Raw genomic sequence first — 21,820 nt, 5'->3', positions numbered from 1 at the left:
AACCCGGGTACTTATGCGGGCCAGAAAGTGCTCGAGAATAAGCCACATCATCCTGGTGGCCTCATCATCGTAGTTCCGGCCTCCATTGTAGAGTGGTTGCGCAAAGGCGTGATCGGCATTGGGATACAGGTAGTATTCGGGTGCGCGGTCCAGGCCGTCCAGCTGCGACCTGATTTTCTCGGCAGATTCAACGGCCCAGCTATCGAGCGAGCCGGTAATCAGCAGCAACTCGCCCGGCCATTGGGCAAGCTTTGCCTCCTCAGCACTCAAACCGCCGTAAATGATGGCGCTTCCGGCAACCCGCTCAGGACTGGCCAGGGCCGCGTTTAAGGCCGGGGCGCCACCCATGCTGAATCCCAGCGTAACGATCTTGCGCCCCGAAGCCGCCAACTGCTCTATGGCGGCCAGCAGCTGCAGAGCGACGGTTTCCCCATCGAGAGCGTCCATCAGGGTCTGGGCTTCCGGGTGGGTCGTGGCCGCCTGCCCATGATAGAGATCGACAGCGACGACCTTGTAACCGGCGGCGGCCAAGCGGCCCACTGCCGCCCGTGTAAACGGGGTGATGCCGAACCAGTCGTGAACGAGTAAAATACCGATCTTGGCATCCTCGGGCCCGGCCTGAATGCCGCTCAGGCGAATCTTATCGGTGGCGGTGGCCCACGGCGTGACGGCGCTGTTGGATGACCGCGCTTGACAGCCCTGCAGGATCAGGCTGGCCAAGATAACCAGGGCCCCGGCAGAAGAGATGGACCTTACCATAATCTTTCTCCTAATGTGTGTTTTGTGGGAGTGGTCTGTCATGGCCTTCAAATGACCGGGGGTGGCGCAAATTGACCTCGTTCAAATCCAAATGTAACCTAATGAGTCCCGAACCACCCACGCTAGTCTATGGCGGACACAAGGGGAAAAGTGCCGCCCGATACCAATGCGGACGGATCAGGCCGAATTGACGGGAGCGGAATCTGCCAAATGCTGAATCAGATTCTGCCGACAAATACGGAAGATCTCCGTGATCGGCTCCTACGGCGAATGAGTAGCGTCGAGGAGGCAAAGCCGTAAGCAAGCAGTGGGCCGGTGCTCGCCTCACCACGCCCCTACCGCTTGAATTCGTTCTGAAGCAGGTCACCACATTCATGCCGTTGGGAGCGGGCCCAAAGCAAATCTTTACCCCTTTGTGACAACCTTAGACCGGTTACATCCGTCAATCTAGCAGGCGAATAACTTATTTGGGGAGGGGTTCATGTTGCGCGCTCTCATTCTTTTCCTGCTAATCGGCCAGCTCACCGCCAGCGATGGAACATTTGATCCTGAAGATTATCGTATCAGGGCAGTGCAGGCAGTTCGCCTCGATGTGCCCCTGCGTATCGATGGTAAACTTGACGAAGATTTATACAACGGTCCATCGTTTACAGATTTTGTCCAGTACATCCCCAATAACGGTGATCCAGGCACCGAAAAGACCGAGATGTGGATCGGGTACGACGACGATGCCCTTTATGTAGGGGCCCGGATGTGGGACAGCCGCCCAGACTCCATTGCAAGCCGCATTGGACGGAGGGATGATGATTTCAATTCAGACCTATTTGAAGTGATCATCGACTCCTACCACGATAAACGTACCGGGTACTCGTTTCAGATTAACCCCTCCGGCGCCATTCGGGATGAATCCTATTACAATGATAGCTGGACAGATCTAAGCTGGGATGCCATCTGGGAGGGCAAGACCTCCATCGATGACAAGGGTTGGGTGGCGGAACTGCGCATCCCCTATTCCCAACTGCGCTTTAACCAGCAGGACACCTACACCTGGGGCATATTTCCCACACGGTTCATCAAACGTCGCGGTGAGTGGAACTACTATACGTACATCCCCCTTACCGAGAGCGGCCTCATGAGCAAAGCTGCGACTCTCCATGGGATCGAGGGTATCAAGTCCCCGAAGAGGCAGTCATATCTTCCGTATTTTTCTTCAGCCTATAGCAGTCTGCCATCGCAACAGAGCAACCCATTCCTCAATGGCAGGGATACGAAACTCGGCATCGGCGCCGATATGAAAATAGGCCTAGGCGGAAGCCTGACTCTCGACGTAACTCTGAACCCTGACTTTGGCCAGGTGGAGGTGGATCCGTCGGTAATCAACCTCTCTGCCTTTGAAACATTCTTCGATGAGAAACGGCCTTTTTTCGTCGAGGGCCGGTCCATTTTTAGATTTGGCCGAGGGGGCCCAACCAACAACTGGAGTTTTGACTGGAGCAATCCCAGCTTTTTCTACTCCCGGCGAATCGGGCGGTCCCCTCAAGGCTTCGTTGACGTCGATTCTGACTCGCTGAACCAACCGTCCAATACCCGTATTCTCGGCGCCGCAAAGTTGAGCGGCAAGTTGAAGGGCGGTTGGTCCATTGGGGCCTTGTCGGCGCTTACTAGCCGGGAATTTGCCGAGTTCTACCTGAATGGTGCAAAAAGCCAGCAGCAGGTGGAGCCGCTGACTTCCTTTAGTCTAGTCAGGGCTCAAAAGGAGATCGATGACGGCCGCAGGGGACTCGGATTTATCACCACCCTGACCCAGCGTAGATTTACCGGTAATTCACTGCAAGGAACCGATGGAATCTATACCCTGTCCGATGACCTCGCCGATCGAGCCCTGACTCTCGGCTTGGATGGCTGGAGCTTCTTCGGTGCCGATAGGGATTGGGCCCTCGGTTACTGGGGCGGCATTTCGGAAGTGAGCGGCAGCCAAAACAAGATCACCAGTCTGCAGCGCAATTCCAGCCACTATTTCCAGCGGCCGGATGCGGATCAGGTGAGCCTCGATTCAAGCCGCACCTCCCTCAGCGGCTTCGCCGGCCGACTCATGCTGAACAAGGAGCGGGGCCACATCCAGATCAACAGCTCCCTGGGTGTCATCTCTCCCGGCTTTGAGAGTAACGATCTGGGAATCGTCTCGCGGACGGATCTGATTAACAACCATATTGTGGTCGGGTACCGCTGGGTTGAACCGACAAAATACTACCGCTTTTTCCGTACGGATGTCGCCTATTCCAGTAACCATGACTTCAGCATGGTCAAGACCGGTGAACAATTTATCTGGATGGGATCTTACAGGGCGGTGAACTACTGGGGATTCAACTGGTTCTTCGACTACATTCCCGAGCTACTGAGCAATAGCAAACTGCGGGGCGGCCCCAGGGTCCTAGCCCCCGCCAGTCTCCAATTGAACTTCAGCTACAATACTGATTCGCGTAAGGATATCGCTGGAGACTTCTCCTACGAAGTGAGCAGTGATGATGCTGGAGGATCCCTGGCTTCGTACAGCGCCAGCCTGGATTTGAAGCTCGGTGCCCAGCTTAGCGTCAGTTTCGGCCCCTCGTATTCAAGCAGGTTATCCACCGATCAGTATGTGACCACCGTTGAGGACCCTCAAAACAGTGCCATGTTCGGCCAACGGTACGTGGTCGCCCAACTGGATCAACAGACAGTATCTGCTGACATACGCATCAATTACACTTTCACGCCCAGACTGTCCCTGCAAGCCTACTTCCAGCCGTTTATCGCAGCAGGCAACTATTCACGCTTCAAGGAATTCGCCCGACCGGAGCGGTACGAATTTCTGGAATATGGCGATAAGTCGAGTACCATCACGGGTAATGAAGATGGTGATTACGTCGTCGATCCGACGGGTGGTGACAACAGCGATGAGTTCGTCATCAGTAATCCGGATTTCAATTTCAAGGCGCTGGTGGGCACGGCGGTCTTGCGGTGGGAGTTCCTGCCAGGTTCAACGGCCTACCTGGTATGGACCCGGAATAGCGCCAACTTCGACAACCCAGGCACATTTGACCTCAGCCGCGACCTGGGCGATCTGTTCCGCACCCAGCCCGATGATTTTGTGGCCCTGAAGGTTTCCTACTGGCTGGGGCAATAACCGCCAGAGGTTATTTCGTTAGCTGCATTTGGATTGCCGGGGCGGCTCCGGGAGGCCGGTGCCCCTCGTGGCGGCCGCCGCCTCCCGACGTATCGGGACAAGTTACGGCGGGGCAGGTATCACCCTCACCGACGGAAGGGGTGACCCCCTCCCCCCCTGCTGGTATCACCCTAACCGACGGGAGAGGTGACCCAAACATGGCCCCAAGATGACCCCAAAACAGCCTCCAGAGGCCGTTGGCCCACCCCCCCTATGCCGGTGCCATGCTCACCGACGGAAGGCGTGGCACTAACGTGGCACCAACGTGACACCAAAATGACACCGACGTGACACCAGGATGAGCCTCCCGGGCGGGCAGGGCGCTCTCACCCTTTGAGAGCCTCAGGGTGACCCTTTGGCGCAGCGCGGGGCCAAGGGGACAGGTTGCGGTGTGAAATGTCAAAGAGCGGGCGGGAAAGGTAACGGGCGGGCGGCACTCGTGGAAGAGTGAGGATTGACGCGGGTGAGGGGCCGGGCCGTTGGGTGTCAGCCGGGCATGCCCCGCATTCTGCGGGGTCCGGTGACGAAGGTGCTGAATTTACGCTCCTACGGCAGTGGGCCTAGTTGATGAAGGCTGATACCACTTGCGAATTTTAGTATATATTTGCAGATTCCGGATGCGATTTTCAGTGGATCCAGCCTTGCTCTGAAGGTTTAATTTGGAGCGGCTGGCAAGTTAACGACCGTTGGGGGATGCGTTACTCATGCCACTATTTATGGATATACACGAGAGTCCAGGGGTTTCTGAACAAGATATGGCGAAGGCCCACCTGGCGGATATTGCCATTCAGGAACAATATGGAGCCACCTTTCATACCTATTGGTTGAATAAAGAGTCCGGCACCGCCAACTGCCTTGTTGATGCGCCCAGCGCTGAGCAGGCCAATGCGGTGCATCGGGCTTCGCACGGTTTGGAGGCCAAAGAATTGATTGCGGTCGACAAGGCGGTGGTGGAAGCCTTTATGGGTCGCATTGACGAGACTGCGGCGGCTATCGACCCAGCAACGACCGAAACCGGCTCGTCTCTCCGCATTATCCTGTTCACCGATATGGTCGGTTCCACCCAAATGACCCAGGAAATAGGTGATGCGGCGGCAATGGAAGTTCTGCAGGTCCACGACACCATTGTCCGTGCAGCACTCAAGGAGCACGGGGGTCGTGAAGTCAAGCATACCGGCGATGGCATTATGGCCTCCTTTGTCTCGGTAGCAGGCTCAGTACATGGTGCCATCGATATCCAGCGGGGGCTACGCGACTATAACAAGACCGGGACAAACGCAACTCTCCAGGTGAAAATCGGGTTGTCCGCAGGAGAGCCGGTGGAAAAGAATCAGGACCTTTTTGGAACGGCTGTACAGTTGGCGGCGCGTATTTGTGACCATGCCAAAGCTGAAGAAATACTGACGGCGCATACCGTTCAGGAACTGTGCGCTGGCAAAGGGTTCGAATTTGGCCCGTCGGATGAGGTATTGTTTAAGGGGTTTGCTACGCCAACAAAGATAGACTCAGTCATCTGGCAGGGCGACTAGGCCGAGCCGATGGAGATAGGATAAGAGTGACGCCTGGCCACACATAGCTAGTGGCCGGTCCGGTCCCGATATGGGGTCTCAGCAGGGCATGCCCTGCATTCTGCGGGGTTCGGTGACGAAGGTGCTGAGTGGCTAACATTTGCCTTTTGGATGCCAGGTTTCCCCTGATGCCTCCTCTTCCTTATGTAGCCTTATCCCTCTCAAGCAACAATTTTATCAACTCTTGTGCTAATATCTCCGCTCTCAACTCCTCACGCTGTTCCTGTGCAAGATCTTCGAACTGGTTGAAGAATATTTTATTCACAGGAGCGCCGATGGGCGACTCAAATCCATTGGGGGGGAAGTTTCCATTTCATCCAGACATGCTCTCGAGTTCAAAAGTTTTTCGCGAACCCACTCAGAATACTTCCCTTCGAGGTATAAAAAATCCAGAATGGAGCGGGTGCCCCGGAGAATGCCTAAGTCTCTCGTCACGGCCTTATGAGCTACCTCAGCAATGAACGAACGATTGGCATCCAATAATAGACGGACGAGTTTCCAATTACGGGGTGCCATTGTTCTCACACCCCCCCTCGCCCTTCAATCCTAACCCATAACCGCTCATCTCCAAAAGATATTGACAAGGCCTGTTTAAGCCCTTAAACTTAACATAGAAGTTAATTATTAAGAACGACCCACACGTCCCCCAGGACCTAGATATCGTGTTTGAAGCCCTGGCTAACAAGCACGGGCGCGACATCCATAATGCACTCGGGGTAAAGATCGGATCGTTCACTTGTGGCACTTACCGGGGTAGCGACCAAGCGACCCGGGAGAACTCTGCTCAAGCATTGGGCAGGTCGTAAACAACACAAAAGGAGTAATAATGAAGAATTTCCTATTCCTAGCCGTTGGGTTCGGAGCACAAACCGACGCGACTATGGGTGACTGGGAAAAATGGTTCGAGACCAATGGCGACAAGATCGTCGACAAGGGTGCTCCAACGGTGTCAGGACGCGAGATCACGAAATCGGGCATTAGCGAGCTGACCCTCGATGACGCAGCGATTTCCGGATACATGGTGGTGAAGGCTGCCGACATGGACGAAGCGGTCAAGATCGCCGAAGGTAGCCCGATCAACCACTCCCTGCGTATCTACGAAACGATGGAGATGTAATGACGGCGGTCGATCTTGGTGCGTCTCACTCGTGAGATCGTCTCCCATTCCCTGACCTTCTGGTTCAGGTGCATCTGTGGAAAGTAAAGGCCCCTCAGGCGAGGGGTTTTTGCGTACTCAAGGGGGGCGACTGATCCCGATTAGCCGTGACGAACTTAATCGTTGACCGCATCACTTAAATCAGATAACCTAACCTAGAATTTAACTATCATGACTGACATCCACATGCCCCAAGACTTAGATACCGTGTTTGAGGCACTCGCCAACAAGCATCGCCGCGACATCATTTATGTGCTCGGGTTGCAACCTTGCTCCATCAGTTTTCTAGCGCAAATGCGAGGGCTATCCCTGCCGGCGATTCACAAGCATATCAAGATTCTTGAGGACGCAGACATGATCATTCGCAAGAAGATGGGTCGTAGCAACTACCTTACCCTCAATCGGCGTTCGTTACGAGGGCTTCAAAATTGGCTTATGCAATATCACACTTACTGGGGTAGCGACGAGGAAACCTTGGAAAACTATGCTAAATTTTTGGGCAAATCGCAAAACAAAAAAAAGGAGAAAAAATGAAGAAGTTTTTATTTTTGTATTACGGGTTTGTAACCCCTACTGAAGAAATAGGGGAGGCCTGGGGTAAATGGTTCGAATCGGTTGGAGACAAGTTTGTTGATTCCGGTAACCCATTCGGTTATGGAAGAGAAATCACAAAATCCGGAACCAAAGAATTGACACTTGATCTGGAGGCATTAACCGGCTACTCAATTATTAATGCAGCGGACATTGATGAGGCAGAAAAAATTGCCAAGACTTGCCCAATCATTACCAGCATCAGGGTATACGAAGCAGATTCAATGTAAGGTAAGGTCCGTATTTATGACGAGGCAGCTCCTGCCCGGGGGTTACTTCCTCATATATCCTTCCCATATTCTTATTGTCGCTGGCCGGGCCGCGCAAGGTCGGGATAGACCCCAAAGACTCCCTTCGGCTGCGCCTTTCGCTCAGTTTCGACCGGCCGACCTTTGGTTCGTACGATGCCTTCTTCAGAGATGTCGAAGACCCAGGCAAGGATCATCGAAACTGGGAAGCCAATGGCGAGAATAATAATCAGCAATCGGCTTACCCACACCGGAATACCCATGATTTCGAACGTACCATCGATAATCTGAATGATGATGAACGCGATACCACCATAGAAGGCGGCCACCCGGAACACCCGCCGGCGGCGGAGTTCGTCGATGAAGGCTGATGGTCTAGATTTTTGTGTCATAATGGTGGCTTATCTGAACCGCACCGAATGTAAGGCAAAATGTGGTGGGAGTGCAAAAGCCCTCCAATGTTGGAAGGCTTTTTGCCGAGTCGCTGGCGACGCTCCGGCGGTAGGACTTCCCGCCGTAGGCGGGACAAATCCCGCCAAAGGCGGGGCGAACCTACATCCCGAAGTGTCGGGATAACAGCCACCCGTTAGTCGTTTCTCAATTCAACCTCCCCAGAAAGGACCTTCTGGATAAATCTCGTGCTTTTCTGCGTCTTGACAAACCGTTCCACCTTTTGAGCTTCTCTCCGGTTCGGAAAGCCTTGCTGAAACACGAGACGCCAGGGCCGGCCTCTTTTAGTCCAACCCTTATTACTGTTGTTATGATAAGTAAGACTCGTCTCTGGATTGTGAGAGCTTCCCACATAGAACTTATCCAGGGAATCTGAAAAGAGAATGTAGAGGTAATGGATATCAGACTAGCGCTCCGGCGGTAGGACTCGAACCTACAACCTAGTGGTTAACAGCCACTCGCTCTACCGATTGAGCTACGCCGGATAAAAGGGCTTGCGAAAATTACCTGACCCCGCAGAGTGTGTCAAGACGGGACCGGCCTAGGATTGCTGCGCGAATCCTTTCGCCAACAGGTCGCGTGTTTCCCGTAAGGTCTGCACCAGGACTTTGGTACCGGCCACCACCGGCATGAAGTTGGTATCGCCGGACCAGCGTGGGACTAGATGAAGGTGGACGTGCTCTTCGATGCCCGCCCCTGCGGCGGCACCGATGTTGGCGCCAAAGTTGAAGCCCCCAGCCTGCATTTCGCTGCGCATGATAGTCATGGCCCGGTTCATCAGCTGCAGCATCTCCATCTGAACTGCCGGTCCCAGCTGGTCGAAGAGGGGTTCGTGCCGATAGGGCGCAACGAGGATGTGGCCGTTATTATAGGGATAGAGGTTCATCAGGACGAAGGCTTCTTCGCCCCTGAAAACGATCAGCTGTTCAGCGTCATCACCGGCGGACGGTTTGTCGCAGAAAATGCAGCTCTCTGCATCTGCCTGGTGTGTGCGCACGTAGTCCAGGCGCCAGGGCGCCCAGAGGTGCTCCAGCTTCACGCGTGACTCTCTTCCTTCTCAGCCTTGGCCTTCCGCACGACCCGTTGCTGCTCATCTGCCGGCAGATTCTGGTAGTGGTCAAACCGCTGGGCGTGGATACCCCGTCCGCCGGTCATGGAGCGCAGTGCGGTGGAGTACTGGTCCAGGTAGGCGAGGGGTATCTGGGCTTTCACCCGTTGGAGGCGACCTTCGGTTTCCATGCCCAACACCTTGCCCCGCCGGGCGGAAATGTCCCCCATCACCTCGCCCATAAACTCCTCCGGCACCCAGACATCCACCTCGTAAATCGGTTCCAGCAGCCGTGGCTTGGCCGCCAAAAAGGCCTCTTTGAAGGCCTCCCGCCCGGCAATCTGGAAGGCGATATCCTTGGAGTCAACCGGGTGCTGTTTGCCATCGTAAACAACGGCCTTGAAATCGACACAACGGTAGCCCGCCAGCACGCCCCCATCCGTCGCTGCCCGGACGCCTTTCTCGATGGAGGGAATGAACACCCGGTCAATGGCCATGCCGACGATCTTGCTCTCGAACTCCGCCCCGGATCCGGGCGGCAGCGGTTCGACGTACATCCAGACCTCGGCGAACTGACCCGCACCTCCCGACTGCTTCTTGTGGCGGTACTTCGACTCACCCCTGGCTGAAATCGTTTCCCGATAGGGCACTTTCGGAGGAATGAGCTCCACCTCCACTTTGAAACGCTGTTGGAGCCGGCGAATGACCGTTGCCAGGTGGAGTTCACCTTGCCCCGAGATGATGGTCTGCCTCACCTCAGCGTCGTACTCGAACACGAAGGTGGGGTCCTCTTCGTGGAGCGTGGACAGGCCGGTGCTGATCTTGTCCTCGTCCCCCTTGGACTTAGGCACAATGGCGCTGCGAATCTTCTGCTCTGGCAGTCTAATGCCCGGAAACACGATGGGGTCAGAGGGGGCACTGAGGCTGTCGCCCGTGTGGGTGTGCTTGAGCTTGACAACTGCCGCCACATCGCCGGCCACCACCTCGCCCAGCTCTTTCCGCTCCTTGCCGGTCATGGCGTACACAGTGCCCATCCGCTCCTGACGTCCCCGGCTGGTGTTTGCAAGGTCGCTGCCGGTTTTGATCCTGCCGGAGTAGGTCCGCAGGAAGGAGAGCTCGCCCAGATGTGGCTCGCTGATGGTCTTGAATACAAGCGCGGAGGCGACACTGCTGTCAACTGGCAGGCGGGTGATTGCAACGCCGTTGGTTGGACTGGAGGTTCCGTGCACTTCCCCAAAATCGGCGAGGCTGGGACCGTAGCGTGCGAGTATATCCATCATCCTGCGAACGCCTATATTGGCTTCCGCCGACACTGCAAAAACCGGGATGAGGGACCCGCTGACGAAAGCCCCGCGCAACCCGTCGCGGAGCTCATCTTCGGTGAGCTGGTCCTGCTCGAAAAACTTTTCCAGCAGGGTGTCATCGGATTCGGCCACCAGCTCAATAAGTTCGCCGTGGTTGGTCTTGCAGCGCGCGGCCCAGTCGCCCGCCAGGGCCTCCTGGCTGAATTGGCCCGATCCGTCGGTCTTGTAGGTGAACAGCTCGTTGCGCAGCACATCCACCACCTGGTTGAAGCCGGGTCCCTGATTGGCGGGCACCGTCAGCGGGAACACCTTGTTCCCGAATCGCTCCCTGGCGACGGCGAGAACAGACTCAAAGTCCGCGTGCTCCTTGTCCAGCATGTTGACCACGACCAGATGGGGGATGCCATAGTCAGTGGCGGAGTTCCAAACCTGCTCGGTGCCCACTTCCACGTTGGAGATGGCATGCACCACCACCACTGCAAAATCCGAGACACGGAGGGCGCTCTGCACTTCGCCAAAGAAATCGGCATAGCCGGGCGTGTCCAGAAGGTTGAATTTTTTGTCCTGCCAGACGTGGCTCAAAACCGACGTGTTGATGGAAATCTGGCGTTCGATCTCGTCGTCATGGTAATCCGAAGCGGTATTGCCCCCCGCGATGGTGCCCATGCGCTTGACGGCGCCTGCATTGAACAGCATGGCCTCAGCCAGGGTGGTTTTGCCAACCGACCCGTGGCCGACCAGGGAGAAGGTGAGGATGTCTTCGGTCTTGAATTGGGGCATGGATGCTGCCCTTTAGCGCATGCCCCAATCAGCGGGAAAGGGCGGGCCTGCCAGCATCAACCTGTTACCCTGGCGGGCAGGGCGGATTCCGCAGGTCGGTGGCGCTCCAGATATTCCCGCAGTGCCGGCTTGATGTAAATTTCTCCCAGGTCCCTGCGAGCCAGCGTTTCTGCCAGCAGTCGCGTCCGCTGCTCGATAGGTGTGGACTTGTTGAGCACGATGAGTTCAGCGCCTTCAAGGAGACAGGTGCCGCCGTTGAACGGCCCCCGGTCAAGTATCACGGGCAGTCCCAGCCGGCTGGCCAGATCCTCCAACTGACGGTACCTTGTTTCAGGTCTGAGCAGGGCGCCGCTAGGGGGCATGCTAGAGCAGCTCCTCCCGACGGCTGGACTTGAGCCACTGGACAATCTCCTGAACCCGGTCGCTCTCGGACCTGGGCAATACAATGGTGGCATCATCCATGGCGACCACAATCAGGTTATCGGCGCCAATGACGGCGGTGAAGGGCCCCTCACTGACGATCAGGGAGTTGTGGGTATCCAGTGTGGTGACGTCCCCCTGCGTAACGTTCATGGAGCGGTCTTTGGGCAGCACATCATAGAGCGTGCGCCAGCTGCCCAAGTCGTTCCAATCGAACTGGGCCTCAACGGTGAACAGGTCGTCTGCATTTTCGAGGACGCCATAATCGATACTGATGGCATCCACATCAGGCCACACCCGGGCGAGCTGCTGCTCAAATTTCGGAGTGTCGATAAACTGCTCGATGCTCGCAAGTTTATTGTAGGTTGTGGGGAGATGCTGCGCCAGTTTCTCCAGAATGGTGCTGATCTGCCAGATGAATATGCCGCCGTTCCAGAGGTAATCGCCGCTCTCCAGAAACTCCCGGGCCGTATCCAGGTCGGGCTTTTCCGTGAAGCGGACCACGCGGTGGACGTCGCCATCGGTCTCCCGAGAGAACTGCACATAGCCGTAGGCGGTGGCCGGGCGGGTTGGCTGGATGCCCAATGTCACCAGGTTGGGCCCCTCGGCGGCTTTTTTTTGGGCGAGCTTGAGGGCGCTGCGAAATTGTTTCTGCTTGCGGATGAGATGATCGGCGGGAAACACGCCCATCAGGCCGTCGCCGAAGCGCTTGCGCAGAACGAATGCCGTCAGAGCAATGGCGGGTGCCGTGTTACGGCTGCTGGGCTCGACAATATAGTTTGCTGCCGGAATGTGATCACCCTCTGCCTTGATGCTGGAGATGATATCCGCAGAGGCGACGACGTAGAGCTTGTCGGAGCCCAGAGCCTTGCCCAGGCGCTGGGCTGTCTGTGCAAAGAGGGACTGGGAGTTGATGAGATGCAGAAGCTGCTTGGGGCGTTGGCGGCGGCTCTTGGGCCAGAAGCGGGTTCCCGCGCCCCCGGCCAAGATAACTGAGTGCATTTAATCCTTTCTCAATGCATGGCCCTGCAAGGGCAATACCAAAATTCGAGCCTTCAAGTTAATATCAATCCCATCCACTTCCCAGCGGGGCCGCACCTCCACCACCTGGGAGTGAAACCCGAACCGGGCGCTGCGGTGATAGGGCGTCCAGCGCCCACTATAATAGGGGAGCGGCTGCTCCCCGATGAGCTCGTGCCCGAACAGGGTGTAGAAACCTGGCGGGACATGATCAATTCGGTAGCGGCCCAAATGGGTGACCGTATGGCCGACTCGGCGGCCGGTCTGGGCCTCAAGGACTTCCACCACCACGCCCCCCGTCCCCCCCCGTCCCGCGATGGATCCCAGGATGCTGCCGGTAGAAGCTGGCGGCACAAATTCCAGCGCAATGGCCAGGAGGGAATCGGCCATGGTGTTGCCGGCCGCATCCGAGATTTGGTGGCCCGGGATGGTGACGCGGTTGTAGCGCTCCGGCTGGGGGACGTCCAACGTCAGCGTAAGGGGGGACACGCGGTTGAGGGCCACCTCGATGCCCTGCCGCGCCAGACTGTCAGCGCCCGTTACGTGGACCTTGAAGCCTGACCCTAAACGCACCGGTTCGGAAAACGTCAACCGCCCTCGCGCCGTCCCAAAACGTGGGTTTTCGCTGTCAGCGATGGGTTGGAGCCGGAGGGTGTTGCCCGGAACAGTCAGTGTGGGCGGTAAGGTGTCGGGCAGCTCCTGCGTGGGGACGGCAAGGGGAGCCAGAGCATAGGCCTCGCCCAACAGCGTCGTGCCCGCGCCCAAATCGATCGTGACAGAGTCTCCAGAGGGTGCTTCCGGCAGCAGATAGCCGTACAGGCCGGGCTTGTGAGTGGCAAAGACTGAGGCCGGCGGATGGGCGTCGCCGAAGGGGACATCAAAAGTGAGCTGCAGGTAGGAGTCGCTCACCCAATCGGCCGCAGCGATCTGGGGCAGCGCCAGCGGATTTGACCGGCGCATGGCAACGGAGAGGGTGTCGCCCCGGACCAGCAGTGAGTCGAAAGGAGGCAAAGCATAGGGGCGATAGTGCAGACCGGCGGGGAAATCTCCCAGCCCCCCCTCCACGGCGGCCAGGCGATAGTTGCCATCCGGCAGATAGGCGAAGGCGAAGCTGCCATCAACAGCGACCCCGAGGCTCTGAACCAGCACAAACTTATGGCGATCCGCGTCCGGATTCGAGCTGTCAGGAGGTGCCCCGATTCCATGCCATCTGAACAGTCCCACCTCCATAGGCCGGTCGGGATCGGCCCCGGCTACCTCACCGCGGATCAGGCCGGAAGGTATCGCACCGCCGGTACTGAATACGAACTGGTAGGCGCGGGGGATGGAATTGCGCTGGTAGTCGCGCAATTTTCGTTGCAGAGTGAGTACATAGACCCTGCCTGGTTGGTAGGGTTCGTCGGGTCTGATGATGAGCCGCCGGCCCCGAGCGAGTGATGAGAAACTGATGTCCGGAGCGAATTTTACGGCGCCGGGAACCGACAGGGGGTCCACCAACTCGTCAAGGGTGATGGTAATGACTTGCAGTGCGTCGAGTTGCTGGGTGCCGCTGGGCGGCTCGACCCGCACCACGCGGGGGCCCTGGGTATCAACGGGACCGCCGGTGGGACGCCCCTCGGCGGCGCAGCCCGGGAAGAAGCTGGCGGCGGCAGCGGTCCCCAGGGCGAACGTGAGGCGCATGGGCAAGCCGGGCATGGCAGTCGCGAAGTTGGGGCCTGAAGCCGCACGCCGCCAAGACTAATCCAGCGGCCGGCGGACAGCGCGCAGAGCTGTTCGCTGGCGGGCAAGATAATATTCCCCAACCGCCTTGAGACGGCACTATTTTGGACTGTTCGTCAACCCTGGTCAATCATCCAACCTTAGCGGAGCATCATGATACAGCTGCCGGTCTCTTACGGTCCCAGTTCACACGCCATCCACGCAGGGGAGGGGAACGACGATGTGGCCCGCGCTCACGTGGCCCCCATTTACCAAACTTCTGCGTTCGGTTTTGCCTCGGCGGAGGAGGGACGGCGGCAGTTCGCCGGTGAGGCGAAAGGCTACATCTACAGCCGATGGCATAATCCCACCATTGAGGTTGTTGAACGGAAAGTGGCCGCCTTGGAAGCTATGGACCTGCGCACGCGGTCCGGGGACGGCGAGCCGGTGAGCGTAGCGGGCATGGCCTTCTCGTCCGGCATGGCGGCCATCAGCTCGGTGCTGTACGCCCTTTTGCGGCCCGGAGACGTGGTCATCACCCACGGTGGCCTGTACGGCGGTACCACCGAACTGTTCCAGACCCTGCTGCCGCAAATGGGCGTTGACGTGCGGTGGGTGCCCATGCAGTCGGCTGAACAGCTGGATGCGGACATCAGGGGGCTGGCAGCGGCGGGGGCATCAGGCGGGCGTCCGGGCCTGGTGTATATTGAGACCCCTACCAACCCGGCCCTGGATCTGCGCGATATTGCCATGGTGGCGGAGGTGGCCCATGCCCATGGCCTCAAACTGGTGGCCGACAATACGTTTGCCACGCCCATCCTCCAACAGCCCCTGGCGCTGGGCGTCGATTTTGTGGTCCACAGTACGACGAAATACTTGAATGGCCACGGCACCATTATCGGAGGTATGGTGGTCTCGCCCCACGGCGAGTTTATCAGCGGCGACCTGTGGCACCACCGCAAGCTCCGGGGAGGCAACGCCAGCCCCTTCGACGCTTGGATTCTCAATCAGGGGTTGAAGACCCTGGCCCTGCGCATGGAACGACACTGCTCCAATGCGTTGGCCGTGGCCCGGTGGCTGGAGGCCCGTCATGAGGTTTCCGCAGTGCGCTACCCCGGCCTGGAATCGGACCCGTATCACGGGCTGGCCCGGAAGCAGATGAAGGGCTTTGGCGGAATGATTGCGTTCGAGCTTCAGGGTGGCTTGCAGGCCGGGGCGGCGCTTATGGACGCGGTGCGGCTATGTAGTTTGGCGGTCAGTCTGGGCACCGTGGATACGCTGATCTCGCACCCCGCTTCCATGACCCATTCCATGGTGCCGGCCGAGGAACGGATCAAGCATGGTATCACCGATGGGCTTGTGCGGCTATCGGTGGGTCTGGAGGATGTGGACGATATTTTGGACGATCTGGACCGTGCGTTAAAAAGGTCGGGGGCTTAGACGCCACCCGGTATGGAGAGGTCAACCGATACGTCGCCCAGATAGGTGCAAGACTCCGGCGATACGGCCAATTTGATGGCGTGGATGGCAACACCGGCGCTGTGGGCCTCCACCAGTGCGTGGCCCAGTTTTGGGTCTCGCTGCCACATGGGCCTGAAACTGTGGGCGTCATCGCGCTGGATGACAAACAGGATCATGGTTGCCTGGCCTTCACGGGCCAGTTGAGCCAGGTGGCGGGCATGACGGGCGCCTCGGGCGGTCACCGCATCCGGGAATTGGGCGACGCCCTGCTCTACAAAGGTAACAGACTTGACCTCCAGAAACAGCGAGTCGGCCCCCCGCCGCAGTTGAAAGTCGAAGCGGCTGTGTCCTTCGGTCACCTCCCGCCCAGCCAGTGACCAGTCCGCCAGGAAGGGCAAGCGGCGCTCCTCAAGCAGGAAGGCCACAAACCTGTTGGGCAGCAGGGTGTTGACGCTGACCCAACCGCCATCATCGGGGCGCCGCACCAGGTGGACGGTATAGGCGGTTTTGCGTGCCGGGCGAATAGTCTCCCACTTCTTATGGTACTGCACCCGGAGCGCCACACCGGGCAGCAGGAGCTCGGCCAACCGTCCCGGATCGGGCAGGTGGGCCGGGTGAACCTGGTCGTCTACCCTGATATGGGTCAGGAAGCGGTTGGGACGGTCCACAAAAGTGGCCGGCAGCAGATCCCAGGGCACGGGCATGGCGATATTGGATGTAGAACTGACCATCACACAGATCAATTGGGCGGCCAGAATTTAGTAAACTCACCCATGTATCGAGCATTCAGGTAGCCATGCTTCGGATGGCTGAGCAGGCGCATGCTTTGCGCCCTGAGACGGCGGACAGTCGGCCGGCGTGACGGGGACCTGAAGTCATGCCACTGGTGCCACCCTACATTCAGAGCCTGTCCCCGTACCAGGCCGGCAAACCGGCGGAGGAGCTGGCCCGGGAACTGGGGCTCGAGCGCATTGTGAAGTTGGCCTCCAACGAGAGCCCGCTGGGTCCCTCGCCCAAAGCGCTGGAGGCAGGCCAGCAGGCCCTGCGAGACGGCCACCGTTACCCCGACCCCGCCTCCCACGCGCTGCGTTCGGCCTTGGCAAAACACTTCCAGGTGCGGATGGAGAATATCGTCACCGGCGCCGGCAGCGAGGGGATCATGTCGGCCATCATGCGCACGTTTCTGCTGGACGACGATCAGTTGATCTCCGCCGAGGGCACTTTCATCGGCTTCCGTGTGCTGGCCAACGCCAGTGGCCGGACCACCCACTGGGTGCCCATGAATAACTATCGCTATGACCTGCCCCGGCTGGCTGACGCCATCAATGACTATACCAAGGTGGTCTACCTGGCCAATCCCGACAACCCCACGGGCACCTACTTTACGGTGGACGAGTTCGACGCCTTCATGCTGAAAGTGCCGGAGCGGGTGTTGGTGATCCTGGACGAGGCCTACTTCGAGTATGCCCGGGACCGGCCCGACTATCCTGATTCCCTGCATTACCGCTACGACAATGTGATCACGCTACGCACGTTCTCCAAGGCCTACGGGCTGGCGGGCCTGCGGGTTGGCTACGGCTTTGCCCACGACGAACTAATCAGCAACCTCATGAAGGTAAAACTGCCGTTCGAACCGTCACGCCCGGCGCAGGCTGCGGCCATCGGCGCACTGGGCGACGGCACCCATCTGGAGCGGACGCTGCAGACGAACCGGGACGGCATGGCCCAGCTGCTGCCGGTGCTGGAGCGTCATGGGCTATCGCCCATTGCCTCGGCGACGAATTTTTTCGCCCTTAGACTGCCCGCTGAGGCTGTGGCGGCCCGGCTGACGGAGGCCCTGCTGCACAGGGGGATCATCGTGCGGCACCTGGCCTCCTTCGGCTGGCCGATGCTGATACGGGTGACGATTGGTTTGCCCGAGGAAAATGAATACTTTAGCACCCAACTTCAGGAGGTCATGGCAACCATCAATGGCTGAGCCCTACAAACTCACCGGCGTGCACCACATCCAATACCTGGTGGGTAACGTTCTGCAGGCGGCGTATTACTACCAGCGTGCCTGGGGCTTCAAGGTGGTGGCCTATCAGGGGCTGGAGACCGGGGAGCGGGACCGGACCAGCGTGGTGCTGGGGCAGAACAAGATTCGCCTGGTGCTCACCGCGCCGCTGGGCCCGGACGGCGAGATCAACGATTTTCTGAACCGCCACGGTGATGGCATCAGCGACGTAGCCTTCGGCACCGACAACGCTGAAGCCGCCCACGCCTCGGCGGTGGCGGGCGGCGCCGTATCCGTCGCCGGACCCCAGAGACAGTCTGACGCGCACGGCCAGGTGGTCACCGCCACTATCCAGGCCTACGACAACGTGCGGCACACTTTCGTGCAGGCGGATGGTTATGCCGGTGCGTTCCTGCCGGGGTATGGCGACTATCCAGGACCGGATCTTTCCTCCGGCGACGTGGGACTGAAGGTAGTCGACCACGTGGTGCACAACATGCCGGACGGACGGATGGAGCCGCTGGTGGAGTTCTATCAGGACGCGTTGGGCATGCACCGCTTCTGGACCGTGGACGACAAGGACATACGCACCGAGTTCAGCGCGTTGCGCTCCATCGTGGTGGCCAATGATAATGAGTTGGTCAAGATGCCGGTGAACGAACCGGCGGAGGGGCTCAAGAAGAGCCAGATTCAGGAATTTATCGACTTCAACATTGACGCCGGCGTCCAGCATGTGGCCATGCTCACGGGTGATATCATCGCCACCATTACCCGGCTGAGGGCCAACGGCGTGGACTTTCTGGAGGTGCCCGAATCCTACTACGAAGAGCTGCCGGACCGGGTGGGCGTGCTAGAGGAAGACCTGGAGACTTTGCGGAAGCTGCGCATCATGGTGGACCGGGACGATGACGGCTACCTGCTGCAGCTGTTCACCATGCCGGTGCAAGGCAGGCCGACGTTTTTCTTTGAGGTCATTCAGCGCAAGGGCAGCCGCTCGTTCGGCAAGGGGAATTTCAAAGCGCTGTTTAAGGCCCTTGAGCGGGAGCAGGAAAGGCGGGGAAATCTATAGGCCTTCAGTAATAGTGGTCTGCCCCAGGGGAAGAACGCACTAATGGCCTACTATATCCAGCGCGGCGAGATACCCCCAAAACGGCACACCCAGTTCCGTGGGGCTGACGGCGCCTTGCGCTACGAGGAGCTTGTCAGCCGCCAGGGGTTTTCCGGCGTCTACAGCAACCTCTACCACCTGCATATGGCCAGCCGCATGACCGCGGTGGGGGAATTCCAGGCCGTAGCGCGTGAGGCGGCGGCCGAGACCCACCGCCACCGTCATCTGCGCACCGCCAACGTGACCAGCTCCGGGGATGCGATTTCCAGCCGGAGGCTCCTCATGTTCAACGCCGACGTCGCCATCTACAAGGCCCATGTGGATCAGAGCATGACCACCTTTTACCGCAACGGCCACGGTGACGAGCTCCTGTTCGTCCATACCGGGCGCGGCACGCTGCACACCAATCTGGGGCGGCTCGACTACGACGAGGGGGACTACCTGGTGATTCCGCGGGGGATCATCTGGCAGCTGCAGGTGGAGCAGCCCACCCGATTTCTGGTGCTGGAGAGCCGCGGGCCGGTGGAGACACCCGACCGTTACCGCAACAAGCACGGGCAGCTGCTGGAGACCTCGCCCTACTGCGAGCGCGACATACGGACGCCGGAATTCGTTCCAGCCATCGATGAAGAGGGCGAGTTCCCGGTGCTGGTGGCGCTCACCGGAGGCACTCAGGAATACATCTATGCGCAGCACCCCTTTGATGTGGTGGGCTGGGACGGGCTCAACTATCCGTGGGCATTCAACATCGGCGATTTCGAGCCCATCACCGGTCGCATCCACCAGCCGCCGCCGGTGCACCAGACATTTCAGGCCGCCGGGCTGGTGATCTGCTCGTTCGTGCCGCGACTGTTCGACTACCATCCCGATGCGATCCCGGCTCCCTATTACCACAGCAACGTGGAGTCGGACGAGATTATCTTCTACAGCCGGGGGGAGTTCATGAGCCGCAAGGGGATCGAGGAGGAATCCATCACCCTGCATCCGGCGGGACTGCCCCACGGGCCACAGCCGGGGATGTACGAGGGCTCCATCGGCAAGCGGGAAACCAGCGAACTGGCAGTCATGGTTGACACGTTCGCACCCCTGGAGCTGGCCCCGGCAGCGCTGGAGGTGGATGACCCGGACTACCCGCTGTCTTGGCTGGGTTGATGGAGCTGTTGCGGGCAGGCCCGGGGGTCTAGCCGGTGAAGCTGATCACCTTTGAGCAGGCTGGGCAGCCCCGGTTGGGAGCGCTGCACGATGGCGCGGTAGTAGACTTGGCTCTGGCAGCGGCGGACCACGGGACGACCCTGCCGGGAGACATGCTCGCGTTCCTGGCCCTTGAGGGGACAGGCATGGACTTGGCCCGGGAAGTGTTGTCGCAAGTTGATCCGGGCGCAACCTATGCTCAGCCCCTGTCTGCGGTGAAATTGCTGGCGCCGGTGCCGCACCCGCCCTCCATGCGGGACGCCTACGCCTTTCGCCAACACGTTGAGACGGCGCGCCGCAACCGTGGGCTGGACATGATCCCCGAGTTCGACCAGTTCCCCGTGTTCTATTTCAGCAACCACAATGCCGTCCATGGGCCCGGCCCTGTGCAGGTGCGGCCCCGCCACATGGAGCGCCTGGACTTCGAGCTGGAGTGCGCCGCCGTCATCGGCAAGAGCGGCAGGGACATTCCCGCCGACCAGGCGGACGAACATATTGCCGGTTTCACCATCATGAACGACCTGTCGGCCCGCACCTGGCAGATGGAGGAGATGAAGCTCAACCTGGGGCCGGCCAAAGGGAAAGACTTCGCCACGGCCATCGGTCCCTGGCTGGTGACCCGGGACGAGCTGGCCGACCAGCGAATTCCCGGCGATGAGGGCGAGCGGTTCGACCTGGAGATGACCGCCCGGGTCAACGGCGCAAAAGTCTCCCGCGACAGCCTGAAAAATATGAGCTGGACCTTCGCCCAGATCATCGAGCGGGCCAGCTACGGTGTGGACCTGTATCCCGGCGACGTCATCGGCTCGGGCACCTGCGGCACCGGCTGCTTTCTGGAACTGAACGGCAGCGGCATCACCGATAATCAGTGGCTGCAGGACGGCGATACCGTGGAACTGGCCATCGAGCGATTGGGGGTACTGTCGAACACGATAGTCCAGGCGAATGAGTCCGAAGTCCTGGGTCCTGAGTCATGAACCCCACGATGTAGGGGGGGGATAGTTTATTGGGTTCATTTGATCGTTTTGAGGACATCGAAGCCTGGCAAAAAGGGCGCGAACTGGTAAGAGTGGTCTACGAAGTTTCGACACGCGGTGAGTTTTCAAAGGATTTTGGGCTAAGAGACCAGATTCGCCGAGCCGGTGTCTCGGTTGTTTCTAATATTGCCGAAGGCTTGGAACGAGGAGGCGATAGAGAGTTTATCCAATTCTTATCGATAGCCAAAGGCTCGGCGGGCGAGGTCAAAGCCCAGTTGTATGTGGCCTTTGATCAAGGCTACATGACGCGTATAGAATTTGACAAGATTGTGACCCTTGCAGACGAAACAAGGCGTCTAATCAGGGGACTTATTGGATATTTGAAACAGTCCGATCATAAAGGTCCGAAGTTTCACTAAACCCAGGACCCAGGACTCAGGACTCTTTGCACTAATGCCATTCAGAGAATTTGACCCCGAAGACATGTCCCTGCGGGACCGCCACCAGCTGCTCATCGGAGGGGTGGGTCCCCGGCCCATCGCTCTGGTTGGTACGCTGGGCAAGGATGGGTCCGCCAATCTGGCGCCGTTCAGCTTCTCCAACGCCTTCAGTTCCAATCCCCCCTACGTCGGCTTCTCACCGTCTTACCGGGGCTCCGACGCCAGCACCAAGGACACCCTGCGCAACGTGCTGGACACCGGCGAGTTCACCGTGTCGGTGGTGAGCTATCCCATGGTGCAGCAGATGAACCTGGCGTCGGGGGAGTACCCGCCGGACGTGGACGAGTTCGAGGTGGCGGGTTTCACCAAGCTGCCGGGCAGCCAGGTGGCGGCGCCGGGTGTG

General features: G+C 58.8%; 21 protein-coding genes and 1 tRNA gene. 12 read left to right on the top strand and 10 right to left on the bottom strand.

The features are described from left to right. Positions 1-759: alpha/beta fold hydrolase (locus tag IH971_06710; GenBank protein MCH7497523.1), on the bottom strand; the 759-nt coding region annotated here is incomplete at its 3' end. 481 nt (positions 760-1,240) lie between these two features. On the opposite strand from IH971_06710, the gene IH971_06705 reads away from it, so the two are divergent. From IH971_06705 to IH971_06685, 5 genes are all read left to right on the top strand, one after another. Continuing rightward, positions 1,241-3,922 (top strand): carbohydrate binding family 9 domain-containing protein, encoded by a 2,682-nt coding sequence (locus IH971_06705; protein ID MCH7497522.1) that lies wholly within the window; start codon positions 1,241-1,243, stop codon positions 3,920-3,922. 743 nt (positions 3,923-4,665) lie between these two features. After that, positions 4,666-5,490, top strand: coding sequence for a DUF4242 domain-containing protein (locus tag IH971_06700; GenBank protein MCH7497521.1), 825 nt, complete (start codon positions 4,666-4,668; stop codon positions 5,488-5,490). A gap of 865 nt (positions 5,491-6,355) precedes the next feature. Beyond that, the gene (locus IH971_06695; protein ID MCH7497520.1) at positions 6,356-6,646 is read left to right on the top strand and encodes a hypothetical protein; all 291 of its coding nucleotides are present in this window, start codon (positions 6,356-6,358) and stop codon (positions 6,644-6,646) included. Between the two features lie 210 nt (positions 6,647-6,856). After that, the gene (locus tag IH971_06690; protein MCH7497519.1) at positions 6,857-7,219 is read left to right on the top strand and encodes a winged helix-turn-helix transcriptional regulator; all 363 of its coding nucleotides are present in this window, start codon (positions 6,857-6,859) and stop codon (positions 7,217-7,219) included. Further along, complete coding sequence (locus IH971_06685) at positions 7,216-7,506, top strand: hypothetical protein (GenBank protein ID MCH7497518.1); 291 nt, start codon at positions 7,216-7,218, stop codon at positions 7,504-7,506. The genes IH971_06690 and IH971_06685 overlap by 4 nt, the downstream gene beginning before the upstream one ends. A gap of 71 nt (positions 7,507-7,577) precedes the next feature. On the opposite strand, the gene IH971_06680 is transcribed toward IH971_06685, so the two are convergent. The 8 genes from IH971_06680 to IH971_06645 all read right to left on the bottom strand — a co-directional run bounded on the left by IH971_06680 (position 7,578) and on the right by IH971_06645 (position 14,241). Continuing rightward, positions 7,578-7,916 (bottom strand): hypothetical protein, encoded by a 339-nt coding sequence (locus IH971_06680; protein MCH7497517.1) that lies wholly within the window; start codon positions 7,914-7,916, stop codon positions 7,578-7,580. 194 nt (positions 7,917-8,110) lie between these two features. Then, the gene (locus tag IH971_06675; protein MCH7497516.1) at positions 8,111-8,374 is read right to left on the bottom strand and encodes a GIY-YIG nuclease family protein; all 264 of its coding nucleotides are present in this window, start codon (positions 8,372-8,374) and stop codon (positions 8,111-8,113) included. 12 nt (positions 8,375-8,386) lie between these two features. Next, positions 8,387-8,459: transfer RNA gene (locus IH971_06670), tRNA-Asn, on the bottom strand. A gap of 56 nt (positions 8,460-8,515) precedes the next feature. Next, entirely contained in the window at positions 8,516-9,007 is a 492-nt protein-coding gene (locus IH971_06665; GenBank protein ID MCH7497515.1) for an HIT domain-containing protein, read from the bottom strand. A gap of 2 nt (positions 9,008-9,009) precedes the next feature. Next, the gene (locus IH971_06660; GenBank protein ID MCH7497514.1) at positions 9,010-11,106 is read right to left on the bottom strand and encodes an elongation factor G; all 2,097 of its coding nucleotides are present in this window, start codon (positions 11,104-11,106) and stop codon (positions 9,010-9,012) included. Positions 11,107-11,162: 56 nt separating this feature from the next. Beyond that, a complete protein-coding gene (locus IH971_06655; GenBank protein ID MCH7497513.1) occupies positions 11,163-11,468 on the bottom strand; it encodes a hypothetical protein in 306 nt (101 codons plus the stop codon). A 1-nt stretch (position 11,469) separates the two neighbouring features. Beyond that, a complete protein-coding gene (locus IH971_06650; GenBank protein ID MCH7497512.1) occupies positions 11,470-12,528 on the bottom strand; it encodes a mannose-1-phosphate guanylyltransferase in 1,059 nt (352 codons plus the stop codon). Next, positions 12,529-14,241, bottom strand: a complete 1,713-nt coding sequence (locus tag IH971_06645) for an Ig-like domain-containing protein (GenBank protein ID MCH7497511.1) — start codon at positions 14,239-14,241, stop codon at positions 12,529-12,531. 177 nt (positions 14,242-14,418) lie between these two features. On the opposite strand from IH971_06645, the gene IH971_06640 reads away from it, so the two are divergent. Next, positions 14,419-15,684 (top strand): aminotransferase class I/II-fold pyridoxal phosphate-dependent enzyme, encoded by a 1,266-nt coding sequence (locus IH971_06640; GenBank protein MCH7497510.1) that lies wholly within the window; start codon positions 14,419-14,421, stop codon positions 15,682-15,684. Here IH971_06640 and sfsA read toward each other — a convergent pair. Then, complete coding sequence (sfsA, locus tag IH971_06635) at positions 15,681-16,409, bottom strand: DNA/RNA nuclease SfsA (protein MCH7497509.1); 729 nt, start codon at positions 16,407-16,409, stop codon at positions 15,681-15,683. The two genes, IH971_06640 and sfsA, sit on opposite strands and share 4 nt — an antisense overlap. Before the next feature lie 173 nt (positions 16,410-16,582). On the opposite strand from sfsA, the gene IH971_06630 reads away from it, so the two are divergent. The 6 genes from IH971_06630 to IH971_06605 all read left to right on the top strand — a co-directional run. Then, positions 16,583-17,683 (top strand): histidinol-phosphate transaminase, encoded by a 1,101-nt coding sequence (locus IH971_06630; protein MCH7497508.1) that lies wholly within the window; start codon positions 16,583-16,585, stop codon positions 17,681-17,683. Beyond that, positions 17,676-18,770 carry a 4-hydroxyphenylpyruvate dioxygenase gene (hppD, locus tag IH971_06625; GenBank protein ID MCH7497507.1) on the top strand — a complete coding sequence of 365 codons (1,095 nt, stop codon included), beginning with the start codon at positions 17,676-17,678 and terminating at the stop codon, positions 18,768-18,770. Before IH971_06630 ends, hppD begins: the two co-directional genes overlap by 8 nt. Positions 18,771-18,812: 42 nt before the next feature. Beyond that, entirely contained in the window at positions 18,813-19,961 is a 1,149-nt protein-coding gene (locus IH971_06620) for a homogentisate 1,2-dioxygenase (protein MCH7497506.1), read from the top strand. 152 nt (positions 19,962-20,113) lie between these two features. Next, a complete protein-coding gene (locus IH971_06615; protein MCH7497505.1) occupies positions 20,114-20,977 on the top strand; it encodes a fumarylacetoacetate hydrolase family protein in 864 nt (287 codons plus the stop codon). 29 nt (positions 20,978-21,006) lie between these two features. Continuing rightward, a complete protein-coding gene (locus tag IH971_06610; GenBank protein ID MCH7497504.1) occupies positions 21,007-21,396 on the top strand; it encodes a four helix bundle protein in 390 nt (129 codons plus the stop codon). 34 nt (positions 21,397-21,430) lie between these two features. After that, a partial coding sequence (locus IH971_06605; GenBank protein MCH7497503.1) for a flavin reductase family protein occupies positions 21,431-21,820 on the top strand: 390 nt, incomplete at its 3' end.

The sequence above is a fragment of the Candidatus Neomarinimicrobiota bacterium genome, from assembly GCA_022560655.1.
Classification (GTDB): domain Bacteria; phylum Fidelibacterota; class Marinisomatia; order SCGC-AAA003-L08; family TS1B11; genus JADFSS01.
Note: the sequence above shows the minus strand (reverse complement) of the source record. Positions and strands in the feature narration are given on the sequence as shown.